Annotated in this window: 7 protein-coding genes and 2 pseudogenes; 5 read left to right on the forward strand and 4 right to left on the reverse strand. The window is 60.0% G+C overall.

Going from position 1 to position 17,279, the window contains the following annotated elements; all coding sequences use genetic code 11:
- Positions 1–541: 541 nt before the first annotated feature.
- The 3 genes from ABEJ63_RS11205 to ABEJ63_RS11215 all read left to right on the forward strand — a co-directional run bounded on the left by ABEJ63_RS11205 (position 542) and on the right by ABEJ63_RS11215 (position 8,743).
- Entirely contained in the window at positions 542–5,548 is a 5,007-nt protein-coding gene (locus ABEJ63_RS11205) for a beta strand repeat-containing protein (RefSeq protein ID WP_375796462.1), read from the forward strand.
- A 524-nt stretch (positions 5,549–6,072) separates the two neighbouring features.
- Positions 6,073–7,164 carry a glycosyltransferase gene (locus ABEJ63_RS11210; protein ID WP_375796463.1) on the forward strand — a complete coding sequence of 364 codons (1,092 nt, stop codon included), beginning with the start codon at positions 6,073–6,075 and terminating at the stop codon, positions 7,162–7,164.
- Between the two features lie 46 nt (positions 7,165–7,210).
- Complete coding sequence (locus tag ABEJ63_RS11215; RefSeq protein WP_375796464.1) at positions 7,211–8,743, forward strand: flippase; 1,533 nt, start codon at positions 7,211–7,213, stop codon at positions 8,741–8,743.
- Between the two features lie 577 nt (positions 8,744–9,320).
- On the opposite strand, the gene ABEJ63_RS11220 is transcribed toward ABEJ63_RS11215, so the two are convergent.
- The 3 genes from ABEJ63_RS11220 to ABEJ63_RS11230 are packed head-to-tail and all read right to left on the reverse strand — an operon-like array spanning position 9,321 to position 11,161.
- Positions 9,321–10,223, reverse strand: a complete 903-nt coding sequence (locus tag ABEJ63_RS11220) for a hypothetical protein (RefSeq protein WP_375796465.1) — start codon at positions 10,221–10,223, stop codon at positions 9,321–9,323.
- A 50-nt stretch (positions 10,224–10,273) separates the two neighbouring features.
- Positions 10,274–10,765 (reverse strand): type IV pilin, encoded by a 492-nt coding sequence (locus ABEJ63_RS11225; RefSeq protein ID WP_375796466.1) that lies wholly within the window; start codon positions 10,763–10,765, stop codon positions 10,274–10,276.
- A gap of 6 nt (positions 10,766–10,771) precedes the next feature.
- Entirely contained in the window at positions 10,772–11,161 is a 390-nt protein-coding gene (locus ABEJ63_RS11230; RefSeq protein WP_375796467.1) for a type IV pilin, read from the reverse strand.
- Between the two features lie 794 nt (positions 11,162–11,955).
- On the opposite strand from ABEJ63_RS11230, the pseudogene ABEJ63_RS11235 reads away from it, so the two are divergent.
- A pseudogene (locus tag ABEJ63_RS11235) lies at positions 11,956–13,217 on the forward strand (RNA-guided endonuclease InsQ/TnpB family protein).
- A 370-nt stretch (positions 13,218–13,587) separates the two neighbouring features.
- Positions 13,588–13,758 (forward strand): annotated as a pseudogene (locus ABEJ63_RS11240) (nucleoside-diphosphate sugar epimerase); the annotation flags it as partial.
- Between the two features lie 98 nt (positions 13,759–13,856).
- Here the strand turns inward: ABEJ63_RS11240 and ABEJ63_RS11245 are convergent.
- Positions 13,857–16,802: a carboxypeptidase regulatory-like domain-containing protein gene (locus ABEJ63_RS11245; protein WP_375796468.1), complete on the reverse strand. Its 2,946-nt coding sequence runs from the start codon at positions 16,800–16,802 to the stop codon at positions 13,857–13,859.
- Positions 16,803–17,279: the final 477 nt, after the last annotated feature.

A 17,279-nucleotide genomic window follows, 5' to 3' on the forward strand; every position in this document is an offset into this window, starting at 1 on the left:
CGCGACTAACGGTAACGACTGAATCACCGGCCGCCGGACCGGGCATCCTCCGGCACAGCAGTGCGGTGCGGTGCGGTGCAGTGCGGTTCCATTCTTTCGACGCGCTACACGGAGAGTGGTACAGTCTGTTGTAGCTGCTCACGATTGTCAAGTAGTCGTATATCTGCTGTGCGACAGCCGCATATGCGTACGCGCGTCTGTATAGCGGCTGGCCCCAACGCTACTGAGTAAGGAGAGAGTCACGCCACTGGACAAGCTCTGGAGCAATATCGCTTGCCACGCTATTCACAGAGCTGCCCTACTGCCGGCGATGGTCCCTGGTCCCTGCTGTGTAAGGACTTGTGGCGTTTCTGCAATCAAATAATGTCAATTGTAAGTGTTGTATTTAAATTGCTTTCCAAACCAACAAGGCATATATACCAAGAGAGAGGCACACAACCTAAGCCCGTCTCGTGATGAGCGCCATCTGCTGGTCGGTCTCGGTCTAAGCGACGAGACTCCGCACGGAGCGTTCATGGAACGAACGGAGAAATCACAAACAATGGCAGACACCCGCGACAAATTCCGCGCCTTGGTGCTGGCACTACTGATGATCGGGTCAGTAGTTGCCCTCGCTGGGCCCGGACTGGCAACAAGCGCATCGCGTACAACAGTACAGGATCCCGGGATTGACAACCCGATTCCGGGAGACACGCAGCAGGTCTTAGACTTGACCGTATCGAGTAGTGATACGATCATAACAAGTGGACTTAACGGGGTTGCTGACAACCCGACGGCTGCATTTGACGGAGGAACGGCAACTACTCCGGAGTTATTCGTTGATGATACGTCGATAAGCGGAACAAGCGGTGCCTACGACGATGGCGACGAGGTACTTCGGCTCAGTGAAATAACCGGTGATACCGACCTTGCCGGCAAGACGCTGTCCGACTTTGCGACGTCAACGGATTACGTGGACAGCGACCACGGCGGAGCGTACTCCTCTGGCGAAGCCATCGTGGATCAGTCTAGTGGCAGTTCTGTCAGCCAGTACGAATCTGTCGACACTGTCCTCACCCCTGGTTCGGCCGATATAACCTTGGCCGAAAACACAAACCTCGCGTTCTACGACGACCCGCAGGGCACTAATGGCGCATATGACAACAGTGGTCCGCAGGACCCTATCTACCACTTAGGAGATGACGCCAACGCTGTCGAAACAGCGGACGACGTTCGCCTTGATCAGGTAACCGTCATCGCGACCAGTGACACTAACCCCGGAAACATCGAGCTCGGCCTGCCGACTGCCGAGCTAATGGCCGCGACTGACAATGATATTGGCAAGAGTGTTGCCCCCGTTACCGCCACCAATACCGGCTTCAGTAATAGTGACGGCCAGTTCGCGTTCATCGATGACACCTCAACCACAACTGGCTGGGACCCAGCAAACGATGATGACGAACTCTTCTACGACGTTGACGGGAGCGGTACGGTCAGTGAAGGTGACGTTCTGATATACGACAAAGATAGCGACATTTCTGGTGTCAGCGTCGGTGAACAGGTCGAATCCGGAGATACCATTACAACTACCGGGATGACGGTCGCAAATAACGCCGTTGTCGGCTTCGACAACGCGAAAGGTGATAACGACGGCACCTACGACGGTGACAACGGAGACAACATCGTCATTAGTGTGACCGACAGTACCGGTACCGCTGACGACGTCGTCGTGGCTGGCCCCGACGCCAGCGCAGGTGCAGGTGCAACTGTCATCAAGGGAGCATCTTACACGTTCAAATCGGGTGGTGCAGTCAAGTTCTGGGATGCTGACGGCTCTGGCGACCTGATTTCGGCGCCCCTAAATGACGGTATCTATATCGAGATGCCGACGGGTAGCAGTACCGGCGTTCTGGAGCGCGGCAGTGGTGACAACGCTGCAGGTGACGCCCGCCTTTCAGGTTGGACCGCGACCGAACCGCAAGGTGCGGTCCAGTCCGGTGATCTCGACCTCGGCGTTTCGGTGGCCGCATTCGACGACGCCGACAATGTGGCTGTCTTCGACGCAGCCAATGATGACAATGCCTATACACCTGGTGACGGTTCGGCAAGCCAGCGTGAAGGCATCATCCTCAGCGACGACACCACCCTCGGCGACGCCGACGACGGTGGGATTGTTCGTGCTGGTATCGCGGACTTCACTGACTTCAACTCCGGTGCCTCCGGCAACGCCGAGATGTTCGTTAACACGAACAGTCAGACTACCGAAGACGCCAACGGATACGGGAACGGTGACGTCATCGTTAGTGTGACGCGTGTCACATTCGGTAGTGCTACCCAGGATCTCGCTGGCCAAACGATGAATGCGTTCGCCACTGATGTCGGCTACGTCGACACAGCAAACACCGGAACGTACGATAATAGCGAAACGATTTATCGGGAAGGTGACGGCGGTGGAGTCGCTACAGACGACTTCGGTGACGACCTCAACGCTATCACCGTCATCAACAACGGTACGCTGAGCAACGCGAATATCACGTCGGTCGAAGTGTTCCAAGATGGCACATCGCTCGGAACAGCGACCGCACAATCCGATGGCTCGTATACTCTCTCGAATCTGAATGCAGACTTCGGACCCGGCGGCAGCAACATTGTAATCAAGGCCACGATCGCTACGGACGCTCCGACTGGCAAGACGCTGGACTTCTCGGTGAATCCGGTCACCGACGACAGCACGACTGTCGGCGGATTTGATTCCGGTGACCGCGGCCTGTTCTTCCAGCAGGGTTCGCCCATTGGCAATCTCCAGAACGACGCAGGGATCACCATCGACTCGTCGGGCGCCATCTCGGCGAGCGGCATCGCATTCATCGACCCCGGCGAGAGCGACCGGACGAAGGTCGAACTCGCCTTCACACGGAGCATCGCCGACAGCTCCATCGACAAGGCTGACTTCACGGTCTACGACGAGGACGGCAACACCGTCGCCATCGACTCGGTCGAAAAAGGTGGCGCCGGTGCTGACGTTGCGGCCGACGACGGCCAGGTCATGCTCGATCTGGCCAGCGCATCGAGCGCAAAGATTGCGAAGGTGAACATCACCGACGGCGGCCTCTCAACGACCGGTGGCGCGTCAATCAGCGCTCGGAACGTCTCCGTGACCGCGACGACGACCACGCTCTCGGAGAACGACGGCACGGCCGGCACCGCTTTCCAGGGCGAGAACGTCGCCGTCTACGCTGACGCCGGCAGCAACTTCGACGAGAATCTCGAGATCGCCTCCGATACCGACGACGACGGCACGTTCGAGACGTTCGTCGCCAGCCGGAGTACCGGCACTGCGAGCCAGCTCTACGTCTTCTCGACGGAGGGCCGGAACGCAAATCCGGACTACCAGGTGACCTACCAGAACTCCGATGGTGCACCAGACCAGACTGCGACGCTGACGCTCCGCGGACTCGGCCTGAGTGCCTCGGTCGACGACACGTCCATCCAGACGGACGACTCCATCACGGGCTCCATCTCGGCCAACTCGGGCAACCGCGACGTGGAAGCCAGCCTGCTCGACAGTGCTGGTGATGTCGTCGCCGGCCCGCGCACCATCACGCTCGACGGCAACGGTGACGCCACGTTCAGCTTCGACGTGGCCGCCGCTGGCAACTACACCGTCGAAGTGACCGATATCAAGAGCGGCGTGACGGTCGAGACCAGCGAGGTGTCGGTCGGTGAAGCACCCGACAGTAGTGCGAGCTTCGGGAGCACCATCGCAAGCGTCGACCGTGGTGACGTTGCCGAGGTCACAATCGACCTCAGCGGAACCGACACCGCCACGCTCAACGTGGGCGGCAGCGACGTCAACTACCAGAAACCCGTCACCGTCACCGACGCCGACGAAGACGGTGAAGTGACGGTCCGCATCAACACATACACCGCCGGCACCGGCAGTAATGGCTTCAGCATCGTCGCCGACGGCGACGACGACGCCACCGACACGCTCAGTGTCGGCGCTGGAACGGACGCCGGTAACCAGGTCCTCGACGCCGCCGACTACAATATGAATGTCACCATCAGCGGTGACGAAGAGGCCGTCGCAACGCTCGCGATCGGTCAGCGGTCGACGGACAGCCAGACGATCAACCGGCTGCCCGACGAGGACTTCAACCGCATCACCTCCGTCCAGAACGTCACCCAGTTCCGTGACGCCGGTAATCTGACGGAGAGCAGCACCATCGCGCGCCAGGACATCGTCGTCCACGAGTTCGCCATCTCCGGCGTCTACGGTGCCGTCCAGGCCGAACTCGACAAGAGCAGTGTGACGACCGCAGAGGGCGCACTCGCCAACGTCCTGGACACGAACAGCATCGACCTGGTCGTCGTCCAGACGAACCCCGGTGCGAATCAGGATCCGAAGGTCCTGAACCTGGCCCACGCAGCCGATAAAGGCGCGATCAACGTCGTGACGAACGACACCCAGAACCGCGTCTACGTCGCGTTCCAGACCGACGCCGCCATCTTCAACCGCTACGACGTCGAGGCCAACGAGTACGGCGTCGGCCCCAACAGCGGCGAAGACAACGACTTCGACGACAACAACGTCAGCGCCAGTGCCGAGGATCAGTTCGAGGCCACGCTCTTCGTCGGGAAGGGCAGCCAGCTGACCTCGACCAACGAATCGGTCACCTCGACGTACACCGTCGTCGAACGAACCGTCTCGTTCGACACGAGCGAAGAAACGGCCAGCGGTAACCCGCTGATCACGGTCACGAACGCGAGTGGCCAGACCATCAGTGGGAGCACGTCTGTCGCCCCCGGCACGAACCTGAGTGTGCGTGCCCGCGCGACCGGTGACAGTCCGTTCCTGAAGAATCAGGAGGTCGAGGTGACGACCGACCAGCGGTTCAGCGCCACGCTGGACTTCTCGGACACGAACGCTGGCCAGAACTTCACGGTGACCATCCCGCAGCAGGGCTTCACCGACAACGCTGAAACGGCCGGGACGGTGCGCGCAGCACCGACCGCAACGGTGTCCATCAGCAACCAGACGTCTGATGGCACTACGGTGACCGTCGACTCGGTGTCGCTGTCGGACGGTGGGTTCGTCACGATTCACGACGGCTCGCTGCTCGACGGCGCCACGTTCGACTCCGTCCGCGGCACCAGCGACTACCTCGCGGCCGGCAGTCACTCTGACGTCGAGGTCACGCTCGACGAGCCGTACGAGTCCGCCGGCACGGTCGTCGCCATGCCGCACCTGGACACCAACGGTAACGAAGCGTACGACTTCGTCTCCAGTGACGGGGCTGAAGACGGGCCGTACACCACGTCGGCTGGCGACATCGTCACCGACTCGGCAACGCTGACGATTGCTACGCCAACGCCGACACCAGCGGAGGAAACGCCGACGGCAACGGCAACGCCGACTGAGACGGCCACGCCGACGGAGACGGCGACGCCGACGATGGACCAGGAGACGCCGACGCCGACCGAGTCGACCGGCCAGCCCGGCTTCGGTGCGGCACTGGCGCTCGTCGCGCTGGCAGGGGCGGCCCTGCTGGCCCTGCGGCGTGACTGACGACGACGGCTGAACCGCCGGGTCTCCGATCCGGTTACCATACGATTCGGACACACGCAATGCGGCTTTTTTTGGGCTCAACCGGGTAGCGGCCGAGCCGGCTATCCGCTCACTTCACAGCGTATGCGGCGTGTTGTAGCACACGATACTCCTCACGAGAGGTGTCCAGCTCCCACCGACTCGCGACTCAATACCTCGACACGCCAGCCGAACCGCCCGACGCGGTGGACCAGAGAGGCACAGACGCAGACGTGTTGGCACGCTGCGCAACCACTACACCTATGAGGACGTGAGTAAATGTCTCGTCAAATTGGTCCGGTTCACTGCAACGACGGGGGCACAAACTGTCGACGGTCGCACGCTGCGTCGACCAGCCGTACCGTCACCACAGCGGTCACGCCCACAATTAGGTCAGAGCGGTCACCCACAGGACAGCGATACGAGTACCAGCGCGCCAGCACTCAGCACCGCGTGTCCCACCTGCGCTGTCGTCGGGTATCGCCACGGAACGGAGGGAAGCTGAGATGAAGGCCATTCCCGAACCGCCGTTCACCGACCCCTGCATCATTCATCGGCCAATCACGTTCCACGGTGGGGGTGAGCATTACGCTGGCACACTTGCCGAGGGGCTCGATGCGCCGATCTACACGCTTCGCCAGACCGAGCCGCTTGAGCAGGATGTCGAGGTCATTGAGTTCGGCGACGATTGGGATCGGTACGGCTGGCTGCTGAATCGGCTCCCGTTCCGGAGCCTGCTGTTCGATGCGGCCTACAGCAGCTTCGAGGTGCCGAAACACCACGACGCCGTCATCACGACCGGCGACGCGCCGAAGAGCGTCATCCACGAGCCACATCAGCAGCGCTACCACCTCCTCCACGCGCCGCGCCGGTGGCTGTTCGAATCCCGGGCGAGCTATGCCGAGAGTGCCGCACCGATTCGCTGGATCAAGCGGATGGCGCGGTCGTATCTTCGCACACTCGATACCACCTCGACGGCCCGCATCGACGACTTCGTCGTCAACTCCGAGGTGATTGGCCGCCGACTGGAGACGTACTATCGGCGGGCGTCGACAGCCGTTATTTATCCGCCGATCGATACCGATGCCTACTATCACGAGCCCAGCGAAGGCTTCCTCCTCTCGTTGGGGCGGCTCGAGCCAGGGAAGCGCGTGCAGGATGTCGTCAAGGTGGTCAACAACACAGACTACCAACTCAAGATCGCAGGGACGGGCTCGGCAGAGGCTGATGTCCGCGCGGCTGCCGGCCCGAACGTTGACGTCCTCGGGTACGTCTCCGAGGCCGACAAGTACCGTTTGCTCGCCGAGTGTGACGCGGTCGTGTTCAACGCTGAACAGGAGGACTTCGGCATCGTCCCTGTCGAGGCGTTCGCCAGTGGGAAGCCTGTCGTCGGTGTTGCCGAGGGCTTCACCCCGTACCAAATCGAGCCTGGCGTCAACGGCGTCCTCTACGAGCGCGGGGCCGACAATCTCCGAGCGGCACTCGACCGGTTGTCCAACCAGGAGTGGGGTGCGGAGACGATTCAGGAGACGGCGATGCAGTTCGACACGAGTAGTACACTCGAGCAGTGGCGCGCGCTCCTGGCCGGAGAGGCCTGACCTACAGCGAGATTGATGATACCCCTCCACCGTCGCACGGTTCAGGATGAGTGATGACCGCTTCGGCGCGATTCGGACCGTCTTCACCGGTGGTACTGTCCTGGTTGCCGGGCTCGTGCTGGAACTCGGGACAGCCTTCGTCGGCAAGCTCGTACTCGCAATCGTCTACGGCAAGACCAGTTACGGGGAGTTATCCCTCGGTATCACCCTCCTGACGACCGTCTCGCTGCTCGTCGTCGTCGGACTCGACCGCGGTATCGGGCGGTATCTTCCGCGGACGGAGACGCCAGCAGCTCGGCGTGGGCTCCTCGTGACTGGGCTGCGCATCGTTGTTGGCGTCTCGCTGGTCGCGACAGTCGCCGTGTTCGTCGCTGCGCCGACGCTCGCACGCGTGTTCGATACGCCGGAGTCGACCCGTCTGCTCCGCATCTTTGCGCTCGGAATCCCCTTTGCGGCGTTGATGCGATACGCTGTTGGTGGCATTCAGGGCCTCCAGAAGACACTCCCTCGCGCGCTCATCCAGAATATCACGCTGCCAGTCGTTCGATTTCTGGGCATTCTTGTTGCTGTTGGGGTTGCAGCGGGCAGTCTCGGTGTCGCGGTCGCGTATGTGCTGGCATACCTTTTGGCCGGGCTTGCTGGCTTGGTGTATATTGCCCGTGAGACATCTGTATTTGACCGGTCGGTCGCGTGGAGCCCGCAGTACCGAGAGTTGCTGAGCTTCTCCGCACCGCTCGTCGTGACCGCGGCGATGGCAGCGGTGCTCTCGGACGTGGACATCTTCATGCTAGGCGCGCTCGTCGGCCCCAGCCCGGTCGGTATCTACAACGTCGTTTATCCGCTGGCGAACCTACTCGATACTGGCCTCGTCGCGCTCGGGTTCATTTTTATGCCTGTCTTCTCAGAGTTACATGATGAGGGGCGCACCGAAGACATGCGTCGGACGTTTCAGGTGGCCACAAAGTGGGTCGTCACTGGAACACTGCCGCTCTTCCTGCTATTCGTCTTCCATCCGCAGCTCGTCATCACACTCACCTTCACTGCGGAGTATGCTGAGGGAGCGCAAGCGCTGGCGATTCTGGCTATCGGGTTCTTCCTGCCACTACTCGGCGGTTTCAATGCAAGTGCACTCACCTCGATTGGCCGGACCCGGGCCATCATGTACGACAACGTCATCGTGGCAGCGCTGAACGTCGGGCTGAATATCGTGTTGATTCCGCGCTACTCGTTCCTGGGTGCTGCCATCGCGACCGCAGTTTCATACGGCCTGCTCAACGTCCTGTACGCGATTCAACTGTACCGCGCGACAGGCATCCAACCGCTCACGCGCCCGTTGGTGCTCCCGACGGCCGCCGCAGCCGGCGTCCTCCTTCTCCTCGAAGCCATCGCCCGGCTGTACCTGACGGTGACGCTGCCGGTTGTTGTCGGGCTGTTCGTCGTGTATCTCGGCGCCTACGCACTCATCGTGCTCCGACTCGGTGGTATCGAAGAGGAGGAGGTCATGCTCGTCAACAGTGCCGAAGAGCAGCTGGGCGTCGATTTGGAGCCGGTCAAGCGCGTCGCGCGTCGCTTCATGTAGCACAGCGATTGCTATCGTCGGCTGTGGCCGTTCCACTCGACTACGCACACGAACCGTCACGATTCCGACTGGCGGGGCCGCTGAGAGTGCCTGTGGCCCGGTTTTCAGACGACGAAATGATGTTCAATTGAAAATTATTACTAACTAAATGGGTGCTATCACGCAGTGAAACAGTCACCGGTATTATTTGTAATTCCAATCTATTGAATGAAGTACAGCGCCGCCGAAGCGCTGCGCGCCACTGTGATGGCGCACGACACACCGGCGTGGGGACCGGTGTGACTCGAGTGTCCGTCGAGTGGGCGTCCCCGCTGGACGCCTTTTGCGACCGCTGAGAGCAGTGGCTCCGCCCGTAACTGCCGAAGTATCGATCAACCCTCGGCCCACACAGCCGTGTGTCATCCGTACGTCGCTGCTGTGACTTCCACGATAAGGGTCATCAGTACGGTTGCAGATATGGCCGGAGGTCAATGCGCAGTGGCACCAGGCTATCGAAAATTCGCCGAACAGTGATTAGAACCACCGGACAGCTAGGGGGTGGTTTACTGCATACAGCGTTCTCAGTGGCGCTGCCCCCTTATGACGCTCGCGCCGGTGTGGAGAGTGGCGTGCTCGATTGTCCGTCGAGTGGCGGCCCACTTTGGACCTTTTTCAACCTGGGAGTGACGGGGCTACATCCAGCATCGCCACCGTTCGGTCGTGCAACCGCACAATCTACCAGCCCGTCACGATGCTTGTTGGGGTCGCCAATCAGCTCGCGAGACAGCGCCGCAACCTGCCTGAACCACGCTGCTGGCCGCCCCTCCTCCTTCAGTTGGAGCCGATAGCCGTGGCCCTCGGGAACAGTGGTCCCCCGCAGCGAGACATACGTGCGTGCCCAGCGGAGTTGCGTGTCGAACGGTGCGGCCGTAAGCCACTGTGGCAGTGACTGATCACCGCCGGCTTTCGGCCCGACCGGCACATCAAGGACGCCACCGAGATACCGACCGAGTACCGCGCCGTGTGTGGTTACGGCCAGTTCACGGCCACGACCGACCGCGTCTGTGTGTTGCTCAGCGACCTGCACGTCAACAGCACGGGCGGCTGCGCGAAGCGCCGCCTCGGGATCGTCATCGCCGACCGCAAACCGGGGGCGCCAGTTGCGGGCTGTAATCGCGCCACCGCCGACAATCCAGGCGTGCATGATGGTTAGGCCCGCCCACGGTCGGTCGCCGGGTGCGGCATCGAGCCATCCCTTGCGAGCAGCCGTCTCGATAGCCCGGACGGCATCGGGCATCCCATCGTCGGGCCACGGCCGAACCCGGCTGCGTGGGAGCTCGAGCGCCCTCGCGACCGCGGTTGAGCCCGCGTTGGGGTGATCGGCTACGTACTCCTGGACCTGTCGATACTGCTCGACCAGCTCCCAGACACTCGCACTGCTACGGGTGCTGTATGTCTCCGCGAGTGCGCGCTCGCGTGTATGGCGGTCGGGTAGTGGCATACGCGTGGCCTTGTCGTACTGAAAAAAGGACTGACGCGGTGTGCGTCAGGTTAGGGGACGGTCGTCTGGGAGACGACCTGTGAACTCTGGCCATTCGGATTTTGCCAGATGAGGCTCACGGTTTCTCCACTAACGAACGTCACGCCTGTGCCAGCACCTTCAGAAGCGGTGATTGAGTCGCCTGTGCTAAACGAGCTCGAGCCGCCGCTGGTTAACACAGCGCCAGAACTTGTTAAGTCTGACTGTGATTCGTCGTTGATGACGATTTTGAAATTGCTTAGGTCAGCAGTGTCTCCGCCACCATGAGCAACATCGAACGCGTCACCGTCGGAATTAGCGGCCGTTTCGAACCCGTCACCACCCGCAGGGTTGAAACTATACGTGGCCTGGAAGCTTGGCGCATTATTCTGGACCTGGTCACCCAATCCCAGCACGAACGTACCGATAACGGCAGCCAGAATCACCGTTATGGCTACCATAAGGATGACCCCGATGACCGGCGATACTGCCTGGTCATCATCAAATAATCTCTTAATATTCATATGGTGTTATGGGGCCTCAGCTTCGCCAATAACCTGTGAACTCTGTCCGTTCGGGTTGTTCCAAACGATCTGAACCTTTGTTCCGGAACTGAGGCGGGAGTTAATGCTCCCTACCGTCTCGCCGGTGGAGATGCTTGACGGAGCCGAGCTTTTGTCTCCATTTACAATAGTGATTTCTGATTTTGTGATTGTATCACCGCCTCCGTGAGTGATAGTATTATCATTGAAATCGAAATTGAAGCTGGCGCTCGGTGCGTTGTTCTGGACCTGGTCGCCGAGTCCCAGGACGAATGTGCCGATGACGGCAGCCAGAATCACCGTTATGGCCACCATAAGGATGACACCGATGACCGGCGACACCGCCTGATCGTCGTCGAATAGTTGTTTGATGTGCATGGTTTGTCTCCACGACACCAACACGGTGAGCGGCTGTCAGCCGGCCACGATGGGCCACCGCACCCCCGATCTGGACTGACAGCACGCCGTTTGTACGGGGACCGAGTATGGGGGTAATCGGCCCTTGTGCGTCCGTCGAGTGGCGTCGCTTCCGATATAGTAAGAAGATACTACCAATAAGGATGGTGGCTGATTATGTGGACTGAAATCTATAGATATGCGGATCTGAGAGTGGTACCAGCCTGTGGTTCCTGACTGACGCTGTCGAGAGTCAGCCGACTATCTTTCTGCGAGGAGAGAATCCCGCCGTTCACGGCGGGCGTGAATCCGACAACTCCTCTACGAACTACGTTCTGGCGCTGATACGGATATTTAGGTAATCTCAGTTCATATTGTGACAGACACCGAGGCGGTCACACCGCCCACCCAAATGCACAATATCGGGACTCCGAGGCCCTCGATGTTCGAGACACCCTTCTCGAACCGCTGTGGTGTCTCGGTTGCGAGATAACTCCGAGTCCCCTGCCGGGATAGGAGTAACGGCGGTGTGGCCCCGCCATCGGCCTGTCATGCCGACACGTCGTAAACCAGCAAATATCCCAACTCAGCGGTGCGGTGCCGTGGGAAGCCTCGCCGTTTACGGCGAGGAGGAGGTCACACCTGCTGATTCAACTTTTTGCGAGTGGAGTCCCCGTCCTCACGGAGCAATACAACGAGCGGAGCGAGAGAGTAGCGCAGCAGGGCGGGGAGAAAGCGACAATCACCAGCCATTAATCGACTTCAGCACTACATTAATGATAGCGCTGGACGACTATCACCGCCGAACCGGCATTACACGGCTCGCCGTGTCTCCCACTGACGAGTCACTCCTCCGAGGTACCACTGAGGAGTGGAAACGGGGCTGCCAGCTTGCGTGGACAACGCGTGAGAGCGGTGTCTCTCCAAGTCCGACGTGCAACGGCTCGCCTATGACGACGTACGCGAACAAACCCAGTCTCAGCAGCCAGCACGCCATCCTCGCGTGCCACCAAGCAGCCGAGAACGTCAAATCCTGCATCTCCCATCGCCAAGGTGGGAAGAAAGCTAACAAACCAATGTACCCGAGTCCGACTGTTACTTACGACAGTCGGACGATGACTGTCTTCTCCGAGAACGAACACGTGTCGCTCACCACATACGGCGACCACTCGCGCGTTCGTGCCGACCTCGTGCTTCCTGACGACGAGGACGGCTACCACACCGGTATCTCGACAGTGACGAATGTGAACCGACGGAATCCACACTCCACTATCGAGATGGAGAGTGGTACGCGCATCTTGGCTTCCGCAAGCCCAAGGCTACCAACGAAGCGACCGAGAACGGAACGGTTCTCGGCGTGACGAACTCGCCGTCACCAGCACAGCCCGCTTTTTTGACTGGGGAACTCAGCCACAAGCGACGGGAGTTCGAGTGCGTGCGTAGCGACCTCTAAGAGTGTGGCACACAGAATGCACACCGCACGCTGGAAGCCGTGAGTGGACGGAAAGACGAGCACGCGAAGCACGTCCTCCACAGCGTGGCCAACGGCATCGTCGAAGAAGCTCTCCGCTACGACTGTACCGGTACCGTGTTCGAGGAGTTAGACGGTATCCGTGAGCGACTGCCCGACGCTGCGTGACACTCCGAGTGGGCATTTAACCGCTTGTCCGAGTACGTCGAGTACAAGGCCAAAGCCGAAGGGTTGTTCGTGGAGACGACGACTCCGAAGAATACGAGCAAGCGGTGTGCAGAGTGTGGGTTCATCCACGATACCAATCGCCCATCGCGCGATACGTTCAACTGTCAAAAATGCGGCAGTCAGAATCACGCCAACTACAACGCTGGCAAGAACGTGGCAGATGTGTATCTCCGACGTGAGCAGCAGTCCTCGCGTGGGAGGGGTGTCAGTCAATACGCCCTCGAGTCCGGGACCGTGACACCGATTCGGGGATACACCCTGTACACAGACGCTTCAGAGGTCGAGTCCACGGACAAGCCCCACCCGCAACGAAGCGAGCGCGGTAGCGCGAGCGAGTAGGGTGGGATAGTTGACCACCATGATTGAGTTCTTATCCTCCTCCGCGTGAACGCGGAGGAATCCGACCATCGGAGTCGGGCGGCCGTCGCCCGTCGGTTCCACCCCGCACTCGGAGGGACCCGGCGACATACCGGGGGAACGCTCGGGTGTCTCCCTCGCAAGGCTGTGGCGCGGTCAGCGACGCTCTATCAAACCCCATGTCATCGCCGTGTGGACCACCGCGATTCACCAGCCCTTGTGGTTCGGGAACGGCTCTCACCGGATTTGTAGCATCGGAGAGACCCCGCGCCACGGGCTTGAATGGTACTGACAAGCGGGCCGAGTGTCGCTTGCCCTCCGCCTGAACGCGGAGGTATGCGCTCGCAACTGTATCAACGCCGAGCTCGGGACGGATATCAAGCTGGAGCACATCGAGAATTTTCTCGAAGGGTATGTCCACGACACGCTGGCTAACTGCTCGAAGCTTTAGAACACAACCGGTTGGGAACCGACGGTCAATTTTGAGGAAGGTGTGCGGCGCGTGTGCGAGCCGTATCTCTGAGTGACCCGCCCTCTCGTTTTGATATAGCATTGGCTTAGAGCCCCCAAGTATCGCTACCGACTCGATTATGGGCGCAAAAGCAAGGGGTTAGCGAACGCCTACATGCGTCGCATGGCCACCAGCACAGCACCAGCAAGCGCCACGAGCGCGATGAGGGGCCCAAACCCTGGCTGACCGGGCGTCGCTGTCGGGCTCGGCGCCTGCGCCGACTCATCGGCGTCTGCTGCCGGTGTTGGTGATGCCGTCTCAGGTGCTGTCGGAGTGGGTGTTGACGACGGTGACGGTGTCGTGGCTGTCGGAGTAACGGTCGGCGTCGGGCTAGCAGTCTGTGTCGGCGTCGGGGTTGGCGTCGGCGTCGACGTCGATGTCGGGGGTGGCGTCTCAGTTGCGGGTGGAGTCGCCGTTGCTGTCTCTGTGGGCGTCGGGGTTGGCGTCGGCGTTGGGGTCGGTGTCGGGGTTGGGCCTCCGGTTGCTGTCGTTGAGCTCGTGGCTGCCTCTGCATTCGGTTCGACCTCGACAAACCCGGCCGAGTAGCTGATGTTCTCGATGCGGATGCGCGCTCCGTCGGCGGTCTCGGTCACGGTGAACGACCGTTCCGACCCCTTGTACAGTACGTCCAGTTCGGTCTCCGGGTCGTCCACGCCCCACTCGTTGAGTTGGCTGTCTGGAATCGTCGCCTGGTAGAACCCGGTGTGCTGATTCCCCTCGACCGTCGTCGAGGGGCCAGCAATCCAGATGCGGAGGCTGTTGTTCACGATTTGCGGCGTCGAGAATGCCTGTGCATTCGTCGTGACGCTGATGCCGCGGAGCGTGTCCCGCACCTCGCTCGGAACGTTACTGAGATCGAAGATACCAACGTAGACGGTCTGATTGAAGCCTTCGTCGGCCTGATCGGACCGGTCCGTCGGCCACTGCACGTCGCTCGGCGACCGGAACAACAGCGGTCCGACTGTCGCCCCGTTCGCGCGTGTCGCTTGGAGCGTGACTGGCTGGCCGGTGATTGTGATGTCGGTCGCGTTATCTGTGGTTGCGTTCGGGGTCGTGGTATAGTTCGCGTTGTCGATACCCCAGAGCAGTGAGTCGGCAGTAAAGTTCGACACCGTAATTGTGATATTGAATCTTGTTTCCTTGGTCACACCTAACGTCGACAGTTCCTGCGGTGCCCCGACACGATTCCCCTCTGTCTGACTCTTGTTTACCAATTGAATCCGGAGGAGCCCACTCCGAACCCTGGCGTTCACACCAATCTTCGACATATCTCCGGGGCCAGTTTCCTTGGTGACCGACTTGGCCAATACCTCCGTCTTGACCAGCGTGAAGTTCGCTGACGAGACATTCTCTGCTGTCGTATTGACTGATACCGAAGAGGTGTCCTGCCCACTCGTGAAGACAGACACCGTGTAGTTGTTCGGGCTGACCGTGATGTTGTAGTAGCCACTGCTGTTCGTCCTCGCGAAAAAGTACCCGTCACCGCTGTCTGCAAGGACGCCCGCACTCGGGACCGGCCCGGACGCGTTCGTTACCTGTCCGGTGATATACGCCGGTTGGTCGATGACGATCTCGACGGTGGTCGTCTCATTGGCCGTCACTGAAACGCTGTTGACCCGTCCCGTGGGCAGGCCCGTCGGATCTGACCGAACCCGGTAGGTCCCTGCCGGAACAGACACACTAAATTGCCCGTTCGAATCGGCCATCGTCGAATTGTAGTACCGGTAGCTGGTGTCGCCAGCAAACACCGGTGCGTTTGCGACCGGCGTGCCGTCCGACGTCACCACCTGCCCGCTAATCGTCCCCGTGTCTGGAACCGCCGTCAGGTTGAGGCGGGCGGATGTCGTTTCGCTTGAGGTGACCGTGAGGTTTGCCTTAATACCGAACTCGTATTCGGGATTGTTGGCTGCAACAAGGTCGTACTGACCGGGGCCCACAGCAACCGAAACGTTCCCATTCGCGTTCGTTGTCGCTTGTTTCGCGTTCTGTGTTACTCGATTGACAACGAACACGGTGATCCCATCAACTACCGTCCCGTTCGAATCGGTTATTGTCGCGTTCAGGGAACCCTTCTTGACGACGCTCAGGTTCTGAGTAACGTTGCTCCCGACGGTCGAGATCTGGACCTGTTCGGCAGTACCGCTGTAGGTCTCGTTGTTCGCCGAAATGCTATAATTGCCAGTTCCTACCTGCAAACTGTACTTTCCAGTTGAATCGGTCATCGTGCTCCCGACGAAGGCGCCCGTACTGGCGTTGTATGCCGCCACGCCGAGGTTCGGAACGGTGACACCAGTCGCGTTCGTCACAGTGCCGTTGATATAGCTGACTCGTTCGAGAGTGGCATCCTGTACGGTCTCAGCGTCGGCCGTGACGTTGGTTGACACGAACTGCTGCAGATATCCACCCGCATCGAATACCACGTCGTACGACCCAGCCGGGATGTACGCTGAGTAGGTTCCACTCCCGTCTGTGACCGCGGTCGTCACGAAGTTATCCGTCGTCGCATTGATGACTGTGACCTGCGCGTTGCTGAGCGCTGTCCCCGTTGTGTTGGTTACTGTCCCATTAAGGTCACCGCCATCAAGAATCGTGAACCTCTCCGACGCACCTCCGAACGTCCCACTCGTGTTTTTCAGCGTGAGATTGGCGGTGTAGCTGTTCGGTGTCGTCGGATTAATGATGTGGTAGATAGCGAAGGTAATTCGGTCGCCCTCAGTCACCGTGACGGTCGAATCCAGCGTGATATTGAGGGTCTCGCTCGTGCGCGTAATGCTCGCTGGTTTCACACTCGTTCCGTTCACCGTGATTTCGCCAACGGTTGCCGGGAGTGTGCTGACATCAGCGCCGGTCCCAGAGTAATCGACAACAACGTAGGAGAGTGTGCCGTTCGACCCACTTGCAAGCGTCGTGTTCCACGTATGCGCCGTTGGTTCGCTGTCGGCCTGATTTCTGATGTTGACGCCACCAGATGATGCGGCTGTTGCGCTGCCGATGCTCCCGGCGATTGCGATGGTAGTGATAATGACTACCAGTGCGAGACGTCCATGCCCGTGCATGGGCTGGCAGTGAATAACGACCAACTATACTCTTTGCATACATACTTCCAAGGCTCGCTTCACATGAAAATAACGAGAGGGGCCATCACGAGGCCGTCAGTGGCACAGACAGGCCAGCTGGCCCATTCCTGCCCGTCGCGAGCTACAACCGCTTACCGGTGTTCACTCGTGTCAACCTCTATGTCGAGCTTGTCCGTTCCACGAATCCACGACAGATACTCCGACAGCCTGTGTGCGTTCCTCAGTCACTCAACGGTATTGTACTCCTCTCGAAGTTCCTCGTTCGTAAACAGGGCGTAAATCTGTTCGTGGCAGGGTCGACACAGTTCGACAGGTGGCGACTCAGAGCGCCGCTCTGGCAGGAGGTGGTGCTTCTTGACGGTTGCGGGTCGCTGATTCGCTCGTGTGGGATGCGGCGGCGACAGAGGGCGCACAGTGTCGGCATACTACAGTGACATATCGGCTACCAGAAATATG

This window comes from Halosegnis sp. (assembly GCF_042216475.1).
Taxonomy (GTDB): Archaea; Halobacteriota; Halobacteria; order Halobacteriales; family Haloarculaceae; genus Halosegnis.

Bases quoted from the DNA above. Each gene is read 5' to 3' on its own strand.
- ABEJ63_RS11205 (WP_375796462.1), top strand. From the start codon at position 542: ATGGCAGACACCCGCGACAAATTCCGCGCCTTGGTGCTGGCACTACTG.
- ABEJ63_RS11210 (WP_375796463.1), top strand. From the start codon at position 6,073: ATGAAGGCCATTCCCGAACCGCCGTTCACCGACCCCTGCATCATTCAT.
- ABEJ63_RS11215 (WP_375796464.1), top strand. From the start codon at position 7,211: ATGAGTGATGACCGCTTCGGCGCGATTCGGACCGTCTTCACCGGTGGT.
- ABEJ63_RS11220 (WP_375796465.1), bottom strand. From the start codon at position 10,223: ATGCCACTACCCGACCGCCATACACGCGAGCGCGCACTCGCGGAGACA.
- ABEJ63_RS11225 (WP_375796466.1), bottom strand. From the start codon at position 10,765: ATGAATATTAAGAGATTATTTGATGATGACCAGGCAGTATCGCCGGTC.
- ABEJ63_RS11230 (WP_375796467.1), bottom strand. From the start codon at position 11,161: ATGCACATCAAACAACTATTCGACGACGATCAGGCGGTGTCGCCGGTC.
- ABEJ63_RS11245 (WP_375796468.1), bottom strand. From the start codon at position 16,802: ATGCACGGGCATGGACGTCTCGCACTGGTAGTCATTATCACTACCATC.